The 22,551-nt window shown below is 62.5% G+C and carries 21 protein-coding genes; 12 read left to right on the top strand and 9 right to left on the bottom strand.

Annotated elements, in window-relative coordinates; translation table 11 throughout:
- Positions 1-361: 361 nt before the first annotated feature.
- The 10 genes from D1Y85_RS03635 to D1Y85_RS03590 all read left to right on the top strand — a co-directional run bounded on the left by D1Y85_RS03635 (position 362) and on the right by D1Y85_RS03590 (position 7,927).
- Positions 362-1,231, top strand: a complete 870-nt coding sequence (locus D1Y85_RS03635; protein WP_124149672.1) for a branched-chain amino acid ABC transporter permease — start codon at positions 362-364, stop codon at positions 1,229-1,231.
- Positions 1,228-2,226, top strand: a complete 999-nt coding sequence (locus D1Y85_RS03630) for a branched-chain amino acid ABC transporter permease (protein ID WP_124149671.1) — start codon at positions 1,228-1,230, stop codon at positions 2,224-2,226. The genes D1Y85_RS03635 and D1Y85_RS03630 overlap by 4 nt, the downstream gene beginning before the upstream one ends.
- Positions 2,219-2,986, top strand: a complete 768-nt coding sequence (locus D1Y85_RS03625; RefSeq protein ID WP_124149670.1) for an ABC transporter ATP-binding protein — start codon at positions 2,219-2,221, stop codon at positions 2,984-2,986. Before D1Y85_RS03630 ends, D1Y85_RS03625 begins: the two co-directional genes overlap by 8 nt.
- Positions 2,970-3,677 (top strand): ABC transporter ATP-binding protein, encoded by a 708-nt coding sequence (locus D1Y85_RS03620; protein WP_124149669.1) that lies wholly within the window; start codon positions 2,970-2,972, stop codon positions 3,675-3,677. The genes D1Y85_RS03625 and D1Y85_RS03620 overlap by 17 nt, the downstream gene beginning before the upstream one ends.
- A 78-nt stretch (positions 3,678-3,755) precedes the next feature.
- A complete protein-coding gene (locus D1Y85_RS03615) occupies positions 3,756-4,901 on the top strand; it encodes an ABC transporter substrate-binding protein (protein ID WP_246024761.1) in 1,146 nt (381 codons plus the stop codon).
- Positions 4,902-5,024: 123 nt separating this feature from the next.
- On the top strand, positions 5,025-5,870 hold the full coding sequence (locus tag D1Y85_RS03610) for an SMP-30/gluconolactonase/LRE family protein (protein WP_124149667.1): 846 nt from the start codon (positions 5,025-5,027) through the stop codon (positions 5,868-5,870).
- A 249-nt stretch (positions 5,871-6,119) separates the two neighbouring features.
- Positions 6,120-6,446, top strand: coding sequence for a hypothetical protein (locus D1Y85_RS03605; protein WP_124149666.1), 327 nt, complete (start codon positions 6,120-6,122; stop codon positions 6,444-6,446).
- A gap of 253 nt (positions 6,447-6,699) precedes the next feature.
- Entirely contained in the window at positions 6,700-6,960 is a 261-nt protein-coding gene (locus tag D1Y85_RS03600) for a hypothetical protein (RefSeq protein WP_124149665.1), read from the top strand.
- Positions 6,961-7,313: 353 nt separating this feature from the next.
- Positions 7,314-7,568, top strand: coding sequence for a hypothetical protein (locus tag D1Y85_RS03595; protein ID WP_124149664.1), 255 nt, complete (start codon positions 7,314-7,316; stop codon positions 7,566-7,568).
- Positions 7,569-7,642: 74 nt separating this feature from the next.
- Positions 7,643-7,927 carry a hypothetical protein gene (locus D1Y85_RS03590; RefSeq protein WP_124149663.1) on the top strand — a complete coding sequence of 95 codons (285 nt, stop codon included), beginning with the start codon at positions 7,643-7,645 and terminating at the stop codon, positions 7,925-7,927.
- Between the two features lie 145 nt (positions 7,928-8,072).
- Here the strand turns inward: D1Y85_RS03590 and D1Y85_RS03585 are convergent, their stop codons facing one another.
- The 8 genes from D1Y85_RS03585 to D1Y85_RS03550 all read right to left on the bottom strand — a co-directional run bounded on the left by D1Y85_RS03585 (position 8,073) and on the right by D1Y85_RS03550 (position 18,758).
- Positions 8,073-9,557, bottom strand: a complete 1,485-nt coding sequence (locus D1Y85_RS03585; protein WP_124149862.1) for a class I adenylate-forming enzyme family protein — start codon at positions 9,555-9,557, stop codon at positions 8,073-8,075.
- Between the two features lie 63 nt (positions 9,558-9,620).
- The gene (locus D1Y85_RS03580; protein ID WP_124149662.1) at positions 9,621-10,601 is read right to left on the bottom strand and encodes an NADPH:quinone oxidoreductase family protein; all 981 of its coding nucleotides are present in this window, start codon (positions 10,599-10,601) and stop codon (positions 9,621-9,623) included.
- Positions 10,598-12,286, bottom strand: a complete 1,689-nt coding sequence (locus D1Y85_RS03575; RefSeq protein ID WP_124149661.1) for a long-chain fatty acid--CoA ligase — start codon at positions 12,284-12,286, stop codon at positions 10,598-10,600. The genes D1Y85_RS03580 and D1Y85_RS03575 overlap by 4 nt, the downstream gene beginning before the upstream one ends.
- Positions 12,287-12,319: 33 nt before the next feature.
- The gene (locus D1Y85_RS03570; protein ID WP_124149660.1) at positions 12,320-13,537 is read right to left on the bottom strand and encodes an acyl-CoA dehydrogenase family protein; all 1,218 of its coding nucleotides are present in this window, start codon (positions 13,535-13,537) and stop codon (positions 12,320-12,322) included.
- Positions 13,538-13,601: 64 nt separating this feature from the next.
- Positions 13,602-14,690 (bottom strand): phosphotransferase, encoded by a 1,089-nt coding sequence (locus tag D1Y85_RS03565; RefSeq protein WP_124149659.1) that lies wholly within the window; start codon positions 14,688-14,690, stop codon positions 13,602-13,604.
- Positions 14,687-15,460 carry an SDR family oxidoreductase gene (locus tag D1Y85_RS03560; RefSeq protein ID WP_124149658.1) on the bottom strand — a complete coding sequence of 258 codons (774 nt, stop codon included), beginning with the start codon at positions 15,458-15,460 and terminating at the stop codon, positions 14,687-14,689. The genes D1Y85_RS03565 and D1Y85_RS03560 overlap by 4 nt, the downstream gene beginning before the upstream one ends.
- A gap of 16 nt (positions 15,461-15,476) precedes the next feature.
- Positions 15,477-16,655, bottom strand: a complete 1,179-nt coding sequence (locus D1Y85_RS03555; RefSeq protein WP_124149657.1) for an acetyl-CoA C-acyltransferase — start codon at positions 16,653-16,655, stop codon at positions 15,477-15,479.
- A gap of 12 nt (positions 16,656-16,667) precedes the next feature.
- Positions 16,668-18,758, bottom strand: a complete 2,091-nt coding sequence (locus D1Y85_RS03550) for a 3-hydroxyacyl-CoA dehydrogenase NAD-binding domain-containing protein (protein WP_124149861.1) — start codon at positions 18,756-18,758, stop codon at positions 16,668-16,670.
- Positions 18,759-19,061: 303 nt separating this feature from the next.
- On the opposite strand from D1Y85_RS03550, the gene D1Y85_RS03545 reads away from it, so the two are divergent.
- Both D1Y85_RS03545 and D1Y85_RS03540 read left to right on the top strand, forming a co-directional pair.
- A complete protein-coding gene (locus D1Y85_RS03545; protein WP_124149656.1) occupies positions 19,062-20,867 on the top strand; it encodes an acyl-CoA dehydrogenase in 1,806 nt (601 codons plus the stop codon).
- Positions 20,868-20,877: 10 nt separating this feature from the next.
- Positions 20,878-21,342: a PaaI family thioesterase gene (locus D1Y85_RS03540; RefSeq protein ID WP_124149655.1), complete on the top strand. Its 465-nt coding sequence runs from the start codon at positions 20,878-20,880 to the stop codon at positions 21,340-21,342.
- A gap of 66 nt (positions 21,343-21,408) precedes the next feature.
- Here D1Y85_RS03540 and D1Y85_RS03535 read toward each other — a convergent pair whose 3' ends face one another.
- Entirely contained in the window at positions 21,409-22,215 is an 807-nt protein-coding gene (locus D1Y85_RS03535; RefSeq protein WP_124149654.1) for an IclR family transcriptional regulator, read from the bottom strand.
- Between the last annotated feature and the right edge of the window lie 336 nt (positions 22,216-22,551).

The following is a 22,551-nucleotide window of genomic DNA, read 5'->3' as shown; positions in this document are numbered from 1 at the left end:
ACGATGTGCCGCAGCAAGCTCACATCGCCATCGTTCATTCTGTTTTACGGAATCGTTGCCTGCACAGTGGAATCTACAGGCCCAAAAATGAACCGTCAACGCCTGTTTCCATGACCACAAATAACCCGAATCAAATATTTTTTATGCGTGGATTCGCCATCTGGCGGCGGTTTATGGTGCATTGGATCGCTAAATCGGCCGTCTGGTAGTTTCCCTAACGTGACTGCATGATGGAATCTAATGCTAAATGGGCCCCGGACCGAACTACGTGTAACGCCCCAGAGGTATGCGACCAGCGAACGTCGCTTGCATACCTGATCCGCGGCGACGCTCACCAGCTTTTCGCGTACAGGAGATCAGTGTGGATCTGCTTTTGCAGCAACTGCTCAACGGCATGACCTTGGGGAGTATCTACAGCCTGGTTGCGCTCGGGCTCACGCTCGTCTACGGCATTCTCGCGATCCCCAACTTTGCGCACGGCGCGTTCTACATGGTCGGAGCCTTCGCGTCGTTCTATTTGACCACGCGGCTCGGTCTCGGCTACTGGTGGGCCATGCTGGTCGCGGCAGTCAGTGTTGCGGCGCTGGCGATGATTTCTGAACAGTTGGTGTTCCAACCCTTGCGCGGGGTCAACGAACTGTCGCCGATGATTGCCGCGATCGGTCTGATGCTGTTTCTCGAAGCCGGAGCGCAGGCGCTCTGGGGCGCCGACTTCCACCGCATCGACACGCCTTATCCAGGCGTAATCCAGCTGGCCGGCGTGATCGCACCGATCCAGCGGTTGCTGATCATTGCCGGCGCGTTCGGGCTGGTGGTCGCGCTCGAATTGTTCTTGCACCGCACCGTGATGGGCTCGACCATCCTCGCGGTAGCCCAGTGCCGCGATGGCGCGGCGCTGGTCGGCATCGATCCGAGGAAAGTCGGGATGGCAACCTTCGCGATCTCCGGCGCGCTCGCCGCAGTTGCCGCCGCGCTCTACGCGCCGATCAACCTGGTGTATCCGACCATGGGCGACGTCGTGATCCTGAAGGCGTTCGTGATCATTATTCTCGGCGGCATGGGCAGCGTACCCGGTGCGATCGTCGGCGGACTCATCATCGGCCTCGCAGAAAGCTTCGGCGCGTTCTATGTGTCGCCCGACTATCAGGATCTGATCGCCTTCGTGCTACTGGTCGTGATCCTGTCGTTGCGCCCGCAAGGTCTGTTTTCAAGGGAGATGCGCGCATCATGAGGATTCTGCGCAATCACGGGTGGCTGACGCTGCTCGCGCTCGGTATCGCGCTGCCGTTGGTGGTCCGCAACGACTATTCGCTGACCGTTATGGCCACCGCCTATATCTTCGCGCTAGCCACGGTCGGCTTGAACCTGCTGACCGGCTATACCGGCCAGTTCAATCTCGCGCATGCCGGGTTCCTTGCGGTCGGCGCCTATACCGTAGGTATCCTTACTGTCGATCATCAGGTTCCATTCTGGATCGCGTTCGTGGCGTCCGGCATCGTGACGACTGTGCTCGGCTTCTTCGTCGGGCTCGTCTCGCTGCGGCTCAAGGGCCACTATTTCTCAATCTTCACGCTGTGCGTCGGGTACATCATCTTCCTCGTGATCGAGAAGTGGGACGCCGTCACGCACGGCGTGGTCGGTGTCATCGGCATTCCGGCGCCACCACCGGTCGGTCCGGTCTCGTTCGAAAATCCCGTACCGCTCTACTATCTGACGCTCGCATTCCTCGCGGCCGGCATGTGGCTGATGCGCCGCATCGTCGATTCGCTGCTCGGCCGGACTTTCATCGCGATCCGCAATAGCGAAAATCTGGCCCAGTCGCTCGGCATCAACCTGATGCACAACAAGCTCATCGCGTTCCTGATTTCGACTTTCTATGCAGGACTGGCGGGCGGTTTGTACGCGGGCTTCGTGCGCTTCATCGGCCCCGACATCGCCGCCATCGATCACACGTTCGACATGACCATGTACATGGTCGTGGGCGGCATCGGCACGCTTGCCGGGCCGCTCATCGGCGCGCTCGCGCTGCCGTGGCTGACCCAGACGTTGCAGTTCCTGCAGGCCTACCGCTTCCTGGTATTCGGCCCGCTGCTGATCGTGCTGCTGATCTTCCTGCCGAACGGCATCGTTGGGCTCTACCGGACCATCACCCTGCGACGCGCGGCGCAACGCGCCTCGCAAAGCGCGCCGATTCCCCGCGCCGCCAGCGGAGACAGCCATGCTTGAAATCCAGAACCTGACGCGGCGTTTCGGCGGGCTGCTCGCGGTCAGTGACGTGACCACGCGCGTCGAACCCGGCTGCATCAACGCGATCATCGGCCCGAACGGCGCCGGCAAGACCACCTTTTTCAATCTGATCAGCGGCATGTACCGGCCGAGTTCGGGCGCGATCCTGCTGCACGGCGACGACGTGACCGGCTTGCGCGCGGACCAGATGGCGCAGCGCGGCGTGGCGCGCACGTTCCAGGCGACCGCACTATTCGACCAGGCAAGCGTGCTCGACAACCTGATCGTCGGCCACCGGCTGCGCACGCGTTCGGGCTTGATTGACGCGCTGCTGCGCACGCGGCGCTTTCATGCGGAAGAAAGCATGTGCCGCGACAAGGCGCGCGCCGCGCTCGATTTCGTCGGCCTCGGGCATCTCGAGGAGCGTCCGGCGGGTGATATCACGCAGGAGGAACGCAAGCGTGTCGCGATCGCACTCGCACTGGCGACCGGGCCTTCGCTGCTGCTGCTCGACGAACCGGCCGGCGGCATCAACGCGGAGGAAACCGACGGGCTCGCCGCACTGATCCGCAAGATCGCGAAGACCGGCATCACAGTCTGTCTGGTCGAGCACAAGATGAACATGATCATGAACCTCGCGGACAAGATCATGGTCCTCGATCACGGCGAGAAGATCGCTGAAGGCACGCCCGCGGAAATCCGTGCGAACCAGGCGGTAATCGACGCCTATCTCGGGAGCGAGCATGCTGACGTTCACTGATGTAAGCCTCGACTACGGAAGCTTCCGCGCGCTGCACGAGGTCAACCTGCAGATCAACGAAGGCGAACTGGTGGTGCTGCTCGGCGCGAATGGCGCGGGCAAGAGTTCGATCTTCAATGCCGCGAGTGCGCTGCGCCGCATCAGTGGCGGCCAGATCCGCCTCAAGGACACCGATCTTGCGCGCATGAAACCTGCCGACGTGGTGCGTGCGGGCGTGATTCAGTGTCCCGAAGGGCGCAAGCTTTTTCCGGGCATGTCGGTGCAGAAGAACCTGATGCTCGGCGCTTATCTGCATCGCGGCGACAAAGCGGGCAACCGCAGCCGCCTCGAACAGATTCTCGAACTGTTTCCGATGCTCACCGATCGCCTGAACGATCCGGCCGGCGCACTGTCGGGTGGACAGCAGCAGATGGTCGCGATCGGCCGTGCGCTGATGAGCCGCCCGCGCGTGCTGCTGCTCGACGAGCCGTCGCTCGGTCTTGCACCGTTGGTGGTCAAGCAGATGTTCGACGTGATCCAGCATATCAATCGCGCCGGCACAACCGTATTGCTCGCCGAGCAGAACGCGCACGCGGCACTGCAGATTTGCGATCGCGCGTACGTGGTCGAAGGCGGACGCGTGGTCCTCGAGGGCACCTACGAAAGTCTTTCCGGCAACGAGGCGATGCGTCGCGCGTATGTCGGTGGTTGATGGTTGAAGTACCCGCCCGGTGGCGCAGCGATAGGCGATGTCCGGGATTTCCGAAAAAAAACAAGCATGGAGATACGCATGACGATCAAAGCCTGGTCCCTTCCGCTAGTCGCGGCACTGTGTGCGGCCGGTCCGGTGGCCGCTCAGGAAGTAGTCAACATCGGTTACTCGGGCCCCTTGAGCGGCGGTGCCGCGAGCTACGGCAAGGACGTGCTGGACGGTATGCAGATGGCCGCGGCCGAGATCAACCAGACGGGTTTCGAGGTCGGCGGCAAGAAATACAAGCTCAATATCGTGGCGCTCGACGATAAGTACAACCCGAGCGAGACGGCCATCAACACGCGTCGTCTGGTGCAGGAATCGAACGCGCCGGTGGTGCTGGTGCCGCATTCAGGCGGCGTGTTCGCGGTGCAGACCATCAATCAACAGTTGAAGGTGCTGCTGCTCGCCTATTCGAGCACGCCGCAGATCAGCGCGCGCGGCAATCCGCTGACGATCCGCATCCCGCCGGAATTCACCTCGTATATGAATCCGTTCATCAAGTACGAGATGGCCAAGTACGGCAAGAACGTGGCAATCGCGAATACCGATACCGATTACGGCAAGGCCTGGACCGCGGCATTCACGCCGGCCTGGAACGCCGCGGGGGGCACGGTGGTGGCGGACAGCGCAATGTCGTACAACCGTGCCACCGACTTCTACAGCAGCGTAAGCCGCGTGATTGCGGCGAAGCCCGACGTGATGTTCGTCGGCGGCCCTTCGGAACCGACCGGCCTCGTCATCAAGCAGGCGCGCGAGCTCGGCTTCAAGGGGGGCTTCATTGTGATGGATCAGGCCAAGCTCGATGAAGTCGCGAAGACCGCGGGCGGCTATCCCCCGCTCAACGGCGCAATCGGCGTGATGCCGGTGAGCGAGGATCCGTCGCCGGAGTCGAAGGCCTGGGTCCAGCGTTTCCATGCGGCGTACGGCGACCGGGTGCCGACGCAGGAAAGCTCGCTGAACTACACGGCGGTCTACGCGACCGTCGCCGCGATGAAGCTGGCCGGCACCACCACCGACGCCGCCGCGATACGTGCCGTGTTCGACAAGGCGATCAAGTCGATGCCCGCGAACGGTAATCCGAACGGTATGGCCGGCGTGGACGCGCGCGGCGGATTCGTGACCGGACGCGCGCCGGTGGCGGTCGTCGATGGTGGCCAGATCCGGTCGGTGTCGTCGAACTGAGCGGAGTTTCGCCGGTTAGCGGTTTGATGTTCCCTGCGGGCGGCACGTCGATTCGGCTTCGATGGCGCCGCCCTCGCCCCGGCGATCGCGAAGCCGGGGGACACCGTTCAAGGTGAAACGTCAATGACTCGCGAGCTGAATCTCCTCGTCGAAGGCCTGCGATATACCGAGGCGCCACGCTGGCGCGATGGCGCGCTGTGGTTCTCCGATTTCTTTCTGCATCAGGTGCTGCGCGCCGATCTCAAAGGACATCTCGATGTAGTGGCAACGGTGCCTGCCAAGCCGAGCGGAATCGGCTGGCGGCCGGACGGCACGCTACTGCTGGTGTCCATGCATGACTGCCGGTTGCTCTCGTGCGTCGATGGCGAAACGGCGACTGTCGCCAATCTTTCGGCTTATGTGCCCGGTCCATGCAACGACATGCTTGTCGATTACGCAGGCCGCGCCTATATCGGCAATTTCGGCTTCGATCTGTACGGCCACGAGACGCCCCGCGCGACCGATCTGCTGTGCGTGATGCCCGATGGCCAGGTTCGCGTGGTCGCGAACGATCTGATGTTTCCGAACGGAATCGTGATGACGCGCGACCACCGGAGGCTGATCGTCGCAGAAACGTTCGCGCACCGGCTCAGCGTGTTTGATGTGGCGGAAGATGGATCACTGTCCGGTCATCGCGTCTTCGCGGAACTTGATGAGGCTTGCGGACCGGACGGGATCTGCATTGATGCAGAAGACGGCATCTGGATTGCAGACGCGCGCGGCAAGCGTGCATTGCGCGTGGTCGAAGGGCGTGGAGTTGTGGACGTGGTCAGCACCGGCGATGCCGGCTGCTTCGCCTGCGCGCTCGGGGGTGATGACGGCCGTACATTGTTCCTCTGCACTGCGCCCGGGTTTACCGAAGCTGAAGGCATGCGCGGTGAAGGCCGTATTCTCTATACGCGGGTTGAGGTGCCAGCGGCTGATTGTTGACAGGGATCGGAAGTCAAGCGTACGTCGTCGTGACACAGTCCAATCCCGGTCAGCTGTAGAAAGTTGGACTTGGTCGGACAGACGATGTCGGATCGTCTAGCTCAGTTCGGCCATTCAGAGACAGTCTGCCCCCTCCTCCTGAAATAATTCCTTGCAAATCTCACACGTCTCTTGTCGTCCGCGCTCGTCGTCCCCGCGTTAAAGGACGCAAGCGGCATGAAGCCGCCCTTACCCGGATAGGAGAGAAACATGAAGACCGTCTTTCGTATCGCCGCCGTCGCCGCCTTGGCCTTCTCGTTTGCTGGCGTGGCTTCCGCGGAAACGCACTGGGACGCCGCCCATCCGCGTCGCGCCGAAGTCAACCATCGTCTCGCCAATCAAAACCACCGCATTCACCAGCAGGTGCGCGAAGGTGACATGACGCACACTCAGGCGATGACGCTGCATCGGGACGATCACGAGGTCCGCCAGGAAGAGCGCCTGATGGCTAGCCAGAACGGCGGCCACATTACCAAGCAGGAACAGCACACGCTCAATCAGCAGGAAAACCAGGTCAGCAAGCAGATCGGGCAGTGAGCCAATCATCCAGCCGGGCGCGCCTGCGATAATCAATCTGTCAGCCGCAGTTTCGGCAGCTACGGGATATCGCTGAAGCGCCCACCAATCCGCCGCATCTACACATCGGAAGCCGGGATGTTGTGCCGGCAAAGTCCCGTCGATCCTGCGCATTGAGGTCCCGTTACGGCAAAGCGAAAATAGGTAGACGTGATGCATGGGTGAGGCGTTTTAAGCTAATGGGAACATTCCTTCCTTCGGAAACTTGAATTCCATGAAGATAAAAACACTTTCAATTCTCTTGTGTACCATTTTGGTTACTAACATCGCTCGTGCTGACGAACTTCATGATAAGGCGATGGCTGCAACTCACGATTTGCAGCGAGCCATTGATGAAATGCACGTCATCCAACAAGAACATGGTGGTGAGTTCGGCGGACACATGGCTCGCGCTGAACAGTTGGCGCGACAAGCAGAGCAGGAGCGCAAGGTTGCCTTGGAATACTATCGGGCTGGACATCCCGGCTGGCAGTAAGTTACTTAGGCTCGCCTCAGGAATGCGCCACAACTCGCGCTCGGTGGCGTGAGGCACGCTCGCTGCGCCTGGGCAATTCAGTAGCACAAGCGCGAGTTGAAAGCTTTGCCATGATGCTTCGTTATCGACCGGTCAACCATGGGGTCGACCGGTTGAATCCCCACTCAAGTGCGGCCGTTGCAGCGATCCACGTCTGAACGACGGCTCCGGGTCGACTACGGAAGTTCAGGGGCGAGTTGGGGAAATCGATCGACGTCCGACAACGATCTTTCGGATTCGGCCAGTTTCGGTCGCTCGACACCGTGGGCTGGATCGTTGACAATGCCACCGCGAACGACGTCGAGATTTGAAAAATGGACAAGAATCGAGAATTTTTGCTGCCGTTCGGAATCGAAATTACGATTGAGGACGGATGCACGAGTATCGAATCTCACTTGCCGGAAGTGCTTCCCGCCTTTCGCTTCCCTGTCGAAAACGGTCGCATTGTCGGAGTTATCGAAGGCGTTGAGCAATTGTTGCTTTCGCTCGCGCGTGTCGGTATCGATTTGTCTAATCCGCAGTTCGCAGAGGCGATCCGCGACTGCGTAGCAAACCTTCAATCTGGCTGATCAAGTAGCGTTTGTGACCTGACGGTTCCGGACGCTCCATTCTCGCCTTCGGCATGTCGCCCTGAGATTTCTCCGTGAGCGAATCGATCTTCCCCGTGATATTCGCCTTCGTCGCGATCATTTACTGGATCGCGGTGGCTACCATCATGGCGTTTTGGCCCGAACGCCTGTTAGCGTTTTACTGCAGATCACGCGTCTGGCGATGGCAGTACAGGTTCCTTTGGAACAAGTCTCCAGACGAAATCATGTCAGCGAAAATGGTTCGCCGTACCAGATTCCAAGGGTTGATCGGGTTGGCTTTTGTCGCCATCATACTTTTTGGCGCCCTGCTCAAGTCGCTGAGAACCGACACCCACTAGAACTTCGCTGTGAAACCACGCTTCGTCGGGTAAAGGACCGATTTCGGCGTAGCTGAATGTCTCGTCGGGATCGATTTCCGCCGGGCGTCACTAAAATGGCCGCTCACAAGCCAGTCTGACTGTGAGTACCAAGTCGCGCCTCGACTCACACATTTTTAACCCACCCCTCCCGCAACTCACGTTTCATCACCTTTCCGATCGCACTACGTGGCAACGCATCGACCACGACGAGCTCAGAAATCCGCTGAAGCTTCCCCAGCCGCTCATTGCCCCAAGCAAGCATTTCCGACTCCGCCCGCAAAGCCCCCGCCTTCAGCCTCACAAACGCCACCGGCGTCTCCCCCCAGCGCTCCGACGGCACACCGACCACCGCCGCCTCGGCCACATCCGGATGCTGCATCAGGACCTGCTCGATATCGCTCGGATAAATGTTGAAACCACCCGAGATGATCATGTCTTTCTTGCGGTCCATCAGCACGAGAAAACCGTCCTCATCGAAACGGCCGACATCGCCGGTACGAATAAAACGCTGCCCGTCCGGGCTGTACCACTCTGCTTCGGCGGTCTTGTCCGGTTGCCGGTAATAGCCGGTCATCATCGCCGGCGAGCGCCCCACCACCTCGCCGATCTCGCCCGACGCCACCTCCTTGCCATCCGGATCGATCAGGCGCATCTCGTGGCCCGGCATCGGCCGTCCGACCGTATGCAGTTTGTCCGGGAATTCGTCCGCGCACAGTTCGCACGACGCCCCCCCTTCGGTCATGCCGTAGTACTCGGTCAGCTTGCCCGGCCAGCGGCGCAACACCTCGGCCTTGAGGCCGGCAGCAAACGGCGCGCTAGTGCAGAACTTGCCGACAAAGCTCGACAGATCGTGGCGATCGAAATCGGGATGCGCGAGCAGGCGCTGATATTGCACCGGCACCAGCATGCTGTGAGTGGCGCGATACCGCTCTGCGAGTTCGAGGTAAGCCGCGGCGTCGAATTTCGGCATCAGCAGCACCGTCCCGCCGAGCGCCAGCGTCGGAAAAAAGCTGACCAGCGTGGTGTTCGAATAGAGCGGGGTCGAGATCAGCGTGACCGCCCCGGGACCGTAACCACGCTCGAGGCTGCGCCGCGTATAGGCAAAGCGCATCGCGTGCGACTGCACAATGCCCTTCGGCGCACCGGTCGTGCCGGACGAATAGATGATATTGAAGGCCCATTCGGGCCGGATTTCCACGCACTGCGCAACTGCGCCCGGCGGCGCGAGCCAGGTGTCGTAACCATCGGGCGTATCGAGCGCGATCATGCGGACTGGCGGGGGCGCCTTCGCGGCAGCCAGCAGCTCGCGCGCCTGTGCATCGACAAATGCGATACGCGCGCCGGAGTTATCGATCATGCCGGCCAACGCATCCGGCGACGATGACGGGGCCAACGGCGCCACCGCCACCCCTGCGCGCAACGCGCCGAGAAACACCGCCGCATAGTCGATCGAACCAGCCGCGCAGATCGCAATCACTTCCGTTGGCTCGACGCCATCGCGCTGTAACGCGGCGGCAACCCGCTCGACCAGCGCATCGAATCCGGCATACGTCACGGTCCGCCCTTCGCAGACCAGCGCCACCTGCGCGCCTCGCGCAGTAGCGTTCATACGAATCAGGTCGGGCAGACTGATAAACGATGCATCGGCTACGACTGAGAGCAAATCCACGAATCACTCCTCCGGATGCACGATCACCTTGCCCTTGATCTGCCGGTTTGCCATGCGCGCAATGGCATCGGTGGCTTGCAGCAGCGACACACACTCGGTGATGGCCGGCTTCACCTTGCCCGCTGCGAACCATTCGCCGAGCAAACGCATATTCTCCATGTGCTGCGCCGGATCGCGGCGCATCGCGTCGCCCCAGAACACGCCGAGGATGTCGCGCTCCTTCAGGAGCGCGAGATTCATCGCGATGCGCGGGATCTCGCCATTCGCGAAACCGACGATCAGGAAGCGTCCGCGCCAGGCCGTGGCGCGCAGCGCGGCTTCGGTATATTTGCCGCCGACCGGGTCATAGACCACGTCGGCGCCTCGGCCACCGGTCAGTTCGTCGACGCGGCGGCGCAAATCCTCGGTCGCGTAGTTAATGGTTTCATCGGCGCCCGCTTCCCTACATAGCGCGAGCTTGTCGTCGGTCGATGCGGCCGCAATCACGCGCGCGCCGAGCGCCTTGGCGATCTCGATTGCCGCCAGCCCGACACCGCCCGCAGCGCCGAGCACCAGCAGCGTCTCGCCGGCCTGCAGTTGCGCGCGCTGTTTGAGCGCGTGCAGCGAAGTGCCATAGGTCAGCACGAATGCGGCGCCCGCATCGAAATCCATGCCGGCCGGCAGCGCAGTCAGTCGCTCTGCATTGGCCAGACACTGCTGCGCAAAGGCGCCGAACCCGGTCGATGCAATCACCGCATCGCCGACCTTCCATCCCTGCACGCCCTCGCCCAGCGCATCGATCACGCCGGCCAGCTCCGCGCCCGGCGAGAACGGCAGTTCAGGCTTCATCTGATACAGACCCTGCACGATCAGCGCATCCGGAAAATTCAGCGAGGCGGATTTCACGCGTACACGCACCTGGCCCGCTGCGGGTTCGGGCGCGGGGACTTCATCGATTTTCAGCGTCTCGATCGGCCCGAACGCGGTGCATAGCAATGCCTTCATGCTTTGGTGTCTCCCGAGGCTGCATTTTTTGCGGCGTCCTGCTCCTGCAGCACGCGCCACATGATCTTGCCGGTGCCGGACTTGGGCAGTGCCGTCACGAACTCGATGAGACGCGGTGCCTTGTAGGCAGCCATGTTTTCGTGCGCCCAGGCCATGATGCTCTCGGCAGTGACGTCCGCCTGCTTCGGATCCAGCACCACGCAGGCCTTGACCGTCTCACCGCGATGCGCGTCGCGCGTGCCGATCACGCACACTTCCTGGATTGCCGGATGCCGGTACATCATGGCCTCGACCTCGGCCGGCCAGACCTTGTAACCGGACGCGTTGATCATGCGTTTGAGTCGGTCCGAGATAAAGAAATAGCCGTCCTCGTCCACGTGACCGAGATCGCCGGTGCGAAGGAACCGCTTGCCGTCGATTTCGACAAAGGCGGCGTGCGTCGCTTCCGGATTGCCCCAGTAGCCCTGCATGAGCTGAGGACCATGCATGATGATCTCGCCCGACTGCCCTTGCGGCACCGGTTCAAGCGTTTCCGGATCGACCACGCGCGCATCGACGCCGAATATCGGAATCCCCAGGCACTGCGGCTTGGGACGGTCGGGCGGGTTGATATGCGTGGCGGCAATGGTTTCCGACATGCCGTACCCCTCGACATACTCGATCCCGAGCTTGTCACGGAGTTTCTTGACGATCGCATCAGGCATCGCCGCGCCACCGCCGCGCATCCAGCGCAGGCTCGACAGATCGTAATCGTCGAGTTTCGGATTCGACAGGAAATCGACCACCATGGTCGAAATCGACTGCCACCCGCTCACGCGATAGTGCTCGATCGCACGCGCGGCTGCATCGCGATCCCACCGCGGCAGCACCACCACGGTGGCGGCGCTGTAGATCGCGCTGTTCATGCCGCCCTGCATGCCGGTCACGTGAAACAGCGGCAGCACCGACAGCGAAACCGACTCCGGCATGCCGCCAAACCAGTGAACACCGCCAATTGCCGTGCACATCACGCTGCGGTGCGTATGCATGCAGCCCTTGGTTTTGCCCGTCGTGCCGGAGGTGTACGGAATCACGCAGAGGTCGTCGGGCCCGGCCGTGAGTGGCCCGGGCACGAGTTGCGCATCGAGCACGTCGGCCCAGTGTTCGACACCGGGACCCTCGACCGAGCGCGGCGCACTCACGAAATCGGGCGGCGTAATGCTTGTCGGCTGCTTCGCGTAGTCGCTGTACGTGATCGCCACCAGATGTTTGAGCCGGTTGTCCGCCTCGCCGACCAGCGGCGCAATGCGCGGATACAGCTCTTGCGCAACGAACGCCGTGCGCGCGCCGCTGTCCTCGACATAATGCTGCAGTTCTTCGGTCATGTTCATCGGATTGACCGGTACGACCACCGCATTCGCTCGCAGGATGCCGTAGTACGCGATCATCCACTGCGGGCTGTTCTGCGCGTACAGCAGCACACGGTCGCCGGCCTTCACGCCGCAGCGCTGCTGCAGATAGCCGGCGATACGCTCCGCCTCGTCCCTGAACTGCGAGAACGTGACGGTCGTGTCGTAAAACAGAATGAACGGTTTGTTCGGATAGCGCGTGGCCGATACTTCCGCGTTATAGAACAGGTTCGTCTCCGGCAGCGTAATCTGCTCGGGTAGATTCGACGGCCAGAAAGGCGACTGAGTGACAGACATAGGTGGATTCCGTCCTTCGTCAAGCGTGAAAGGCTACAGGTAGGCGGCGAGTTCCATCTTTGCGATCGCGTTGCGGTGGACCTCGTCGGGACCGTCCGCAAGTCGCAAAGTGCGCGCATTGGCGTAGGCGTGCGCCAGACCGAAATCGTCGCTGACGCCAGCCCCGCCATGCACCTGGATCGCCCAGTCGATCACCTGGCACGCCATGGCCGGCGCCGCCACCTTGATCATGGCGATTTCCTTGCGCGCTTCCTTGTTGCCGAGCGTGTCCATTTTCCAGGCCGCGTGCAGCACGAGGAAACGCGCCTGGTCGATCATGATGCGGGCCTCGGCGATGCGCTCGCGCGTCACGCCCTGCTCGGAAAGCTTTCGGCCGAACGCCACACGCGACGAAGCGCGGAGGCACATCGCCTCGAGCGCGCGTTCTGCACGGCCGATCAGGCGCATGCAGTGGTGAATCCGGCCCGGCCCGAGGCGGCCCTGCGCGATCTCGAAGCCGCGTCCCTCGCCGAGCAGCGTATTGCTGACCGGCACGCGCACATTTTCGAACAGCACCTCGGCGTGGCCGTGCGGTGCATCGTCGTAGCCGAACACCGGCAGATGGCGTAGCACCGTGATTCCCGGGGTATCCAGCGGCACCAGGATCATCGACTGGCGGCGATGCGGATCGGTATGGTCGGGCGACGTTTTGCCCATGAAGATCAGGATCTTGCAACGCGGATCGTTGGCGCCCGAGGTCCACCATTTGCGTGCATTGATCACGTAATGGTCACCGTCGCGCTCGATACGGGCGGCAATATTCGTGGCATCCGACGACGCCACCGCGGGCTCCGTCATCGCGAAGCCTGAGCGGATCGAACCGTCGAGCAGCGGCAGCAGCCATTGCTTCTGCTGCGCCTCGCTGCCGTAGCGCACCAGCGTTTCCATATTGCCGGTGTCCGGCGCCGAACAGTTGAACGGCTCCGCGCCGATCATCGAGCGGCCCATGATCTCGCACAGCGGTGCGTATTCCAGATTGGTCAGCCCCGCGCCCAACTGCGATTCCGGCAGGAACAGGTTCCACAGGCCCGCGGCCTTCCCTTTCTGCTTGAGCGACTCCATCACGGGTGTCGGCTGCCAGGGATTGCCGGCCTTGCGTGCCGCGGCCATCTCGGCTTCGAACTGCGCTTCCGCCGGATACACATGCGCGTCCATGAATTCGATCAGGCGCTTCTGCAGATTCTTTACCTTGTCCGAGTGTTCGAAATTCATTGCTATTTTCCTTTGCTGTATGGGCCGGAGATAGCGATGCCGGTCCGTGGTTTTCGTGCGCGGCTCAGCGCGCCGCGTCGATTTGCTGTGCGAGTCCCCAAGCCTGCTCGGCCAGCGGCCGTGTGCGCTTCCCGACCTCGAGCGCCATGTCACTCGATGCATTCCCTTGCAGCGCGCGCGCGTACACGCCTTGCAGAATGCCGACCAGCCTGAACATGTTGAAGACCAGGTAGTACCACCAGTCCGTTTCTGAAACTGACTCGATCGACGGATACAACACGCGCTGCCGGTAACGTTCGAAATAAGCCAGTTCGTCAGGAATGCCAAGCGCCTCCAGATTCAGGCTCGCCATACCCCGCCCCTGATGCGTAGCGATGCGCCAGGCCATGCAGTGGTACGCGAAATCGGCTAACGGATGTCCAATTGTCGACAGTTCCCAGTCCAGCACCGCAAGAATCCGCGGCTCGGTCGGATGGAAAATCACGTTGTCGAGACGGTAGTCGCCGTGCACGATGCGGCTCTCGCCGTCGGCGGGGATGTGTTTCGGCAGCCATTCGATCAGGCAATCGGCAGCTTCGATCCGCTCGGTCTCCGCCGCGCGATACTGCCGGGTCCAGCGGTCGACCTGGCGTTCGATATAGTTGCCGTGCTTGCCGTAGTCGTCGAGACCGACCGCAGCCGGATCGACCGAATGCAGCGCCGCGATCACGCGGTTCATCTCGTCGTAGACCGCCCCGCGCTCGCGGTTCGCGAGCCCCGGCAGTCCGGCGTCCCAGAAGACCCTCCCTTCGACGTACTCCATGATGTAAAACGCCGTACCGACCACATCGGGGTCCTCGCACAGCGCATAGGTGCGCGCCACCGGCACGTCCGTCCCCGCCAGTGCACTGATCACGCGGTACTCGCGCTCGACCGCATGCGCCGAGGGCAGCAGCACGCCCGGCGGCTTGCGGCGCATCACGTAACGCTGTCCACCGGCTTCGAGCAGGAAGGTCGGATTCGACTGCCCGCCCTTGAACTGCTCGACATGTAGCTCGCCCGAAAAGCCGTCGACGTGAGCGCGCATGAAGTCGCGCATCCGCCCGACATCGAATGCATGAGCCTCGGCGACCGGCCGGGTGCCGCTGAAGCTGCTTTGCACGTCTTCGCTCATGTTGCCGACGCCCCGCCGTCGATGGCCAGATACTGGCCGGTCACGTGGCGCGATGCCTCGCTCGCGAAATACACCAGCGCGCCCTTCAGGTCCTCGTCGCCACCGAGCCGTTGCAGCGGCGTGCGCGAGATCACCTGTTCGCCGATCGAATCAAGCAGGCCCGCCGACATCTTCGACGGGAAGAAACCCGGGCAGATCGCGTTCACGTTGATGCCGTAATGGCCCCACTCGGTCGCCAGCGCGCGCGTGAAATTGATCATCGCAGCCTTCGAGGTGTTGTACGCAATCGTGTTCACGCCTCGCCCCATGCCCTTGAGGCCCGCGACCGAGGCGATATTGACGATCTTGCCCGTCCTGCGCGGGATCATGCTGCGTCGACCGATCTCGCGAGTCAGGAAGAACGGCGCGTTGATATTGAGGTTCATCACCTTGTTCCAGGCATCGTCTGGATACGACTCGGCGGGCGCGCCCCAGGTGGCGCCGGCATTGTTCACCAGGATGTCGATATGCCCGTGCGCGGCCAGGACTTCGTCGACGAGCGCCGGAATGCCGTCGAATTTCTGCAGATCGTTGACGACCGTGAGCGCTTCGATACCACGGCTTTTCAGATGCGCCCGGGCCTCTGCCAGCTCGTCCGCCTTGCGCGCCGAGAGTGCAACCTTGCAGCCCATCTCGCCGAGCGCCTCGGCCATCTGCAGCCCGAGACCGCGCGAGCCGCCCGTCACGAGCGCGACACGCCCGTCGAGTTGAAAAAGTTCCTTCACTGACATGGCATCCTCATTGAAATCAGCAGACTTCGAACAGGCCGGCGGCACCCTGACCGCCACCGATGCACATCGTGACCACCACGTACCTGACGCCGCGCCGCTTGCCCTCGATCAGCGCGTGGCCGACCAGACGCGAACCCGTCACCCCGTACGGGTGGCCGACTGCGATCGCCCCGCCGCTCACGTTCAGACAATCATCAGGAATCCCTAATTTATCGCGGCAGTACAGCACCTGCACCGCGAAGGCCTCGTTCAGTTCCCACAGGCCGATGTCGTTCATCTTTACACCGGTACGCTCAAGCAGGCGCGGGATCGCGTACACCGGGCCGATGCCCATTTCATCCGGCTCGCAGCCGGCGATCGCGAAGCCCCGGAAGATGCCGAGCGGCTGCAGCCCGCGCTGCTCGGCCAGCTTGCTGCTCATCACCACACAGGCCGAAGCGCCGTCCGAGAACTGACTCGCGTTACCCGCCGTGATCACACCGCCGGGCAGCGCCGAACGGATCTTCGACACGCCTTCGAGCGTAGTGTCGGCGCGGATGCCTTCGTCAGCCGAAATGGTCACTTCCCGGGTCGTGAGGCGACCGGTCGCCTTGTCGGCCACCGCCATGGTGGTCGTCATCGGCACGATCTCATCGTTGAACCTGCCGGCGGCTTGAGCGGCTGCGGCGCGCAGCTGGCTGCGCACACCGTATTCGTCCTGCGCTTCCTTTGCAATGTTGTAGCGCTTCGCCACCGTCTCGGCGGTCTGCAGCATGCTCCAGTACAACTCGGGCTTGTGCTCGACCAGCCATGGGTCGAGCCTCATATGTCGGTTCGTCTCGTTCTGCACGCACGAGATGCTCTCGACGCCACCCGCGACGATCGCAGGCGCGCCTTCGAGAATTACGCGTTGCGCCGCCATTGCGATGCTCTGCAGTCCAGAGGAACAAAAGCGGTTGACGGTTACGCCGCCGGTCGTGACAGGCAGGCCGGCACGCAGCGCAATGGCGCGCGCGATGTTACCTCCGGTGGTGCCTTCGCTGAGCGAGCCCCCCATGATCACGTCTTCGATCTCGGCCGGATCGAGGCCTGAGCGCGCCACCGCGTGCTGCACGGCATGCGCGCCGAGCGTCGCACCGTAGGTCATGTTGAACGCACCCTTCCAGCTTTTGGCGAGGCCCGTACGCGCGGTGGAAACAATGACTGCGTCAATCATGTCGATATCCCGTCAGTTGAAAGTGCGGCCTTCTTCGGCCAGCTTCACGAGCAGGGGTGCGGGTTGCCACCAGGCATCGGCGCCCGGCTCCGCGGCGAAGCGCTTGAGCGCGCGCACCACATTGGCGAGGCCAACGGTATCCGCGTACAGCATCGGACCGCCACGATGTCGCGGAAAGCCGTAGCCCGACAGGTACACCACATCGATATCGGAAGCCCGCGCGGCAATGCCGTCCTCGAGAATGCGCGCGCCTTCGTTGACCAGCGCGTACATGCACCGCTCGACGATCTCCTCGTCGCTGATCTTGCGCGGCGTGATGCCGGCATCCCGGCGGAACTGCTCGATGATGGTTTCGACCACCGGATCGGGAATCGCGTCGCGCTTGCCCGCTTCGTAGCGATACCAGCCCGCCCCCGTCTTCTGCCCGAAACGGCCCGCCTCGCAGATCGCATCGCCCGGCACGCGCGGCAGGGCACCCGCGTTCTCGGCCGCCCGGCGCTTGCGGCCGGCCCAACCGATATCGAGACCAGCCAGATCGCCGACGCGGAACGGCCCCATCGCCATCCCGAAACGCTGAAGCGCGCCGTCGATCTGCTGCGGCAGAGCACCCTGCATCAGCAGCAGGTTCGCGGCCGCGCCGTAGCGGGCCAGCATGCGGTTGCCGATAAAACCGTCGCAGACACCGGCCACCACTGCGGTCTTGCGGATCCTCCTCGCGAGACTCATGCAGGTCGCCAGCACGTCCGGTGCCGTCTGCTTCCCGCGCACGATCTCGAGCAGCTTCATGACGTTTGCGGGACTGAAGAAGTGCAGACCGATTACGTCTTTCGGCCGCTTCGTGAACGAGGCGATCTCGTTCAGGTCCAGCGCCGACGTGTTCGACGCGAGGATCGCGCCGGCCTTCGCGACTTCGTCGAGACGCTTGAACACATCGCGCTTGACATTGATTTCCTCGAACACCGCCTCGATCACCAGATCGACCTCCGCCAGCGCCGCGTAATCGAGCACCGGCGTGATTCGCGCGAGGCGCTCTTCGAGCTGCTCCTGGGTGAGCTTGCCCTTCTTCATCGTGGTCTCGTAGTTGCGACGGATTGTGGCGAGACCGCGATCGAGCGCCTCCTGACTGGTTTCGAGCAACACAACCGTGACGCCGGCATCAACAAAGGCCATCGTGATACCGCCGCCCATGGTGCCGGCGCCGACCACACCGACCGTGCCGATCTCGCGCAACGGCGTGTCGGCCGGTACGTCCGGCAATTTGGTGGCGGCCCGCTCGGCCGTAAAGATATGACGCAGCGCGCGCGATTCAGGCGACGCCAGGAGGCCCACGAACAGTTCCCGCTCGAGCCGCAGGCCTTCGTCGAACGGCTTGCCAACCGCGTTCGCGACCGCTTCCACACACTTGAGCGGCGCCGGAAAGGCCTTCGATACGGCCGCAACATTCACGCGCGCGAACTGCAGGAACGGTTCGGCGTGCGGGTCCTTGATCCTGATGTCGCGCGCCCGCGTGGCCGGACGCTTGTCGGCCATCACCTGCCGGGCAAACGCGACGGCCGTGTCCACCACATTCGACTCGACCAGTTCGTCCACCAGCGGCGTGCCGGCAAACTGTTTCGCTGGCACCCGCAGTCCCGACACGATCATGTTCAACGCAGTCTCGACGCCCACCAAACGCGGCAGACGCTGCGTGCCGCCGGCGCCCGGCAGCAGACCGAGCGTGACCTCCGGCAGACCGAGTTGAGCATCGCGCCGCGCCACGCGGAAATGACAGCCCAGTGCGAGTTCGAGGCCGCCGCCCAGGGCATGGCCCGCGATCGCTGCCACCACCGGCTTGGGCGACTCTTCGAGCGCGCGAATCACCGCAGGCAGATTCGGCGCGCTCGATGACTTCGGCGTGCCGAACTCACGGACATCCGCCCCAGCACTGAAATTCTGCTCGCCGCCTGTCAACACGATTGCTTCGATCTGCGGATCGTCGAGCGCGCGATCGAGTTGCGCGAGGATCGCGGTACGCAAGGCCAGCCCCAGTCCGTTGACCGGAGGATGGTTCATCGTGATTACAGCAATGGAACCGCGTTGTGCGTACTCGGCAGCGCTATTCATCGACATGGAAGCCCCTTCGGAAAAGTGAGCGATGTCGCAATGCGCAATCCCGATAAGCCCATCGGATGTTGCTGTGGGCCGTGAATTCTGCATTGCAGACACAACAACCGCATTGCAGGATGCTATCGCACGAAATCGGGCAGGCAAAGCGCGCTCAGGCTGGTGAAAACCCCTACAGGATGTCTAACGACGTGATTTGCAAAGGAAATCGCAGAAAAACCACCTCGCTGCGGATGTGCCTCCGATCAACGATTCTGCATTGCAGACTATCATTCCACAAAACAACCACCACGGATGACCGATATGCGCGACTCCACGATCGTTGACCGGCGTGATCTCGAATTCCAGCTCTTCGAGCTTTTCGACGCTGGATCGCTGACGCAGCGGCCCCGGTTCGCCGAGCACAGCCGTGAAACCTTCATGGCCGCGCTGGACGCCGCACAGGCGATCGCCGAGGAGAAGTTCGCGCCGCACAACCGGACCAGCGACGACCACGAGCCGCAATTCGACGGCCAGCGCGTCTCAATCATCCCGGCAGTTCGCGAAGCGCTGCAGGCGTACTGCACCGCGGGCATGCTGGCGGCTGGCAAAGACTACGAAGCTGGCGGCATGCAGTTGCCCGCACTCGTCGCGCATGCCGTCCAGTCGCTCTTCAAAAGCGCGAACATCGCCACCAGCTCCTATGTCGGTCTGACTATGGGCAACGCGAACGTGATCGAGCGCTTCGGCTCGCCCGCGCAAAAGCGCAAGTACCTGGAGGCACTGCTCACGGGACGCTTCTTCGGGACCATGGCGCTGACCGAACCGCAGGCCGGTTCGAGCCTCGCCGACCTGACCACGCGCGCCGTGCCGCGCCCGGACGGCACCTATGCGCTCACCGGCAACAAGATCTTCATTTCCGGGGGCGATCACGAACTGAGCGAGAACATCGTCCATCTGGTGCTCGCGCGCATTCCGGGCGGGCCGCCCGGTGTCAAAGGCATTTCGCTGTTCACGGTGCCGAAATATCACGTCAACGACGACGGCTCGCTGGGAGAACGCAACGACGTCGCGCTGGCTGGATTGATCCACAAGATGGGCTGGCGCGGCACGACGTCGACCATGCTGTCGTTCGGCGAGCGTGGCGAATGTATCGGCGAACTGGTGGGTGACCCGCACCACGGCCTCGCCTATATGTTCCAGATGATGAACGAGGCCCGTATCGGCGTCGGCATGGGCGCGGCGATGCTCGGCTATCGCGGCTATCTCGCCTCATTGCGCTACGCCCGCGAACGCGCCCAGGGCCGCCTGCCCGGTGAAAAGCGACCCGATGCCCCGCAGGTACCGCTGATCGAACACGCGGATATTCGCCGCATGCTGCTCGCGCAGAAGGCTTATGTCGAAGGCGGCTATGCGCTATGCCTGTATGCCGCGCGCCTCGTCGACGAACTGCACACCGCGGACTCGGACAACTCGCGCAACGAAGCCGGGCTGCTGCTCGATCTGCTGACTCCGGTCGTCAAATCGTGGCCGTCGCAGTGGTGCCTCGAAGCGAACAGCCTCGCGATCCAGATTCACGGTGGCTACGGCTTTACGCGCGAATATCCGGTCGAGCAGTTCTACCGCGACAACCGGCTCAACCTGATCCACGAAGGCACACATGGCATCCAGGGGCTCGACCTGCTCGGCCGCAAGGTGATGATGCACGACGGCGTCGCGCTCCAGCTGCTAACGCGCGAAATCGACGCGACCGTGACCGATGCCTGCCACGACGCGAACGTCAGCGCCGAAGCTGAGGCACTCGCTCACGCATGGCGCGAGATCGAAACCACGGTCGCGACGCTGCGCCCGGTGCTTGCCGGGCAGACCGCACGGGTGCTGTCACAGGCCAACGCTTTCCTCGAAGTGTTCGGGCATGCGACGGTTGCGTGGCTGTGGCTGCGCCAGGGGCTTGCCGCCTCGCGTGCACTCGCCAACCTGCCGAATGCCGGCGACGAAGCGTTCTATCGCGGCAAGCTGCACACCTGCCGCTGGTTCTTCCGACACGAACTGCCTCGCATGCAGACGCACCACAGCCTGCTGCGCCGCCTCGACGATACGACATTGACGATGGCGCCCGAGTGGTTCTGACGAGCACACGATGACAGCCGACACCCTCAGCATCCTGCCGGAAACGGACGACCCGACCGGCATGGCACCGGTTCCGCCCGGCTATACGAATCTCGAAAGCGGCGGCGCGTATTTCCGCGCGCTCGGACCGCTGTATCAGCGCCGGGCCGGAGACGGCAGCATCGTCATCGCGGTGCGCGTGAACGAGGATCACGCCAACGTGATCGGCGTGGCGCACGGCGGCATGCTGCTGACGTTCGCAGATAGCGCGATGGGTCTCAATGTGCATATATCGACCAGCGGCGAACGGATGAAACAGTCCGCCGTGACCACCACCCTGTCGAGCGAATTCCTGTCCGCCGCAAGAATGGGCGAGTGGCTTGAAGCGCACACGCGGATTCGGCGGCGCGGCAAGCGCATGATGTTCGTCGATTGCACGCTGAAGGTCGGCGAGCGCGAAGTGTTGCATGCGAGCGGCACGTTTTTACCGATCTGATTTCACGCCCAAGTGAAAAGGGCCGCACAAATGCGGCCCTTTAACGATTAGAGAAAGCGTCGGCGCTCAGCGGTCCTTCAAGGTGTCTTCAAGCTGCGCAATCACGCGCATCAACCTCGGCCTGACTTCCTCGAGCAAAAATTCCTTCGACAGGCTAAACGACGGGCCGCCAACGTTGATCGCCATCGCCGGCAAGCCGCCGCCGGGCTGGAACGCCCGGGCGATGCCGTTCACGTCGGCTTGCCAGTCGCCGAACGAGCAGGTGACGTTGAGCGTGCGATAGTCTTCGATACCGCGCTCGATACCGCGCTTGATCCCGGGCCACGCCACGTCATCGAGTTCGCGAATCTGCTCCATCACGTCCGTGCGTTCGCGCTCCGCGACCGCGGCGAGCCAGGCGCGACCGATGGCCGAGGTCGCGAGCGGAATTCTCGAACCGACGTCGAGCGTCAGCGCCAGCGCCGACGAACTGCGGCAACTCTCGATATAGAGCATGGACAGACGGTCGCGCACACCAAGCGACACCGTGCCATGCGAAAACTCGGCCAGCTCCTGCATCATCGGCCGGGCGATCTTGCGCACGTCGAGGCGCGCCAGCATCGAACTGCCGAGCGCGAGGCACGCGGTACCGAGGCGATAGCGCCCGCTGTCCTCGAGATGGATCAGATAGCCGAGTTTCGTCAGCGTCATCGTCAGGCGCGACACCGTCGAACGCGGCAGCTTGCAGCGATGCGCGATTTCCTGATTGGTAAGCGCTGTATCGCCGCCACGAAAACAGGCCAGCACCTCGAGCCCGCGCGCGAGCGCCGTCACGAAGTGACGGTCCTCCTTGTGCGCAGGACTGACGCTCTTTTTCTTCTCGGTATCTACCATAGATCGCAAAATAAAATGTCGCCCATATCAGGCGTATTACGTGTTCCAGCAGATCTTCAGCGCCCCCTCGGCAGGGCGACGAATGTCCAAAGTCCAGACCCGGATAGAAAGAGTATACCGAACCCCGATCATGCGAGCCGTATGCCAAAATTGTATTCTGCATTGCAGATGTCTTGTTGGCTTTTGTTCTGGATTTCAGGCTGAGGATTTGACGCCGAAATCCACGCGTACGAGTGCCAGATAGGCAGCTGCAATGGCTGCTTTTTGTTTCCGATCACTCCGGCGCACCATTTCGCGTGATCGAGGATGCAGGCACAGCGCCCCAAAGGCGACGCT

This window comes from Paraburkholderia dinghuensis (assembly GCF_003837865.1).
Taxonomy (GTDB): Bacteria; Pseudomonadota; Gammaproteobacteria; order Burkholderiales; family Burkholderiaceae; genus Paraburkholderia; species Paraburkholderia dinghuensis.
This window is presented reverse-complemented; position numbering and strand designations above follow the sequence as displayed.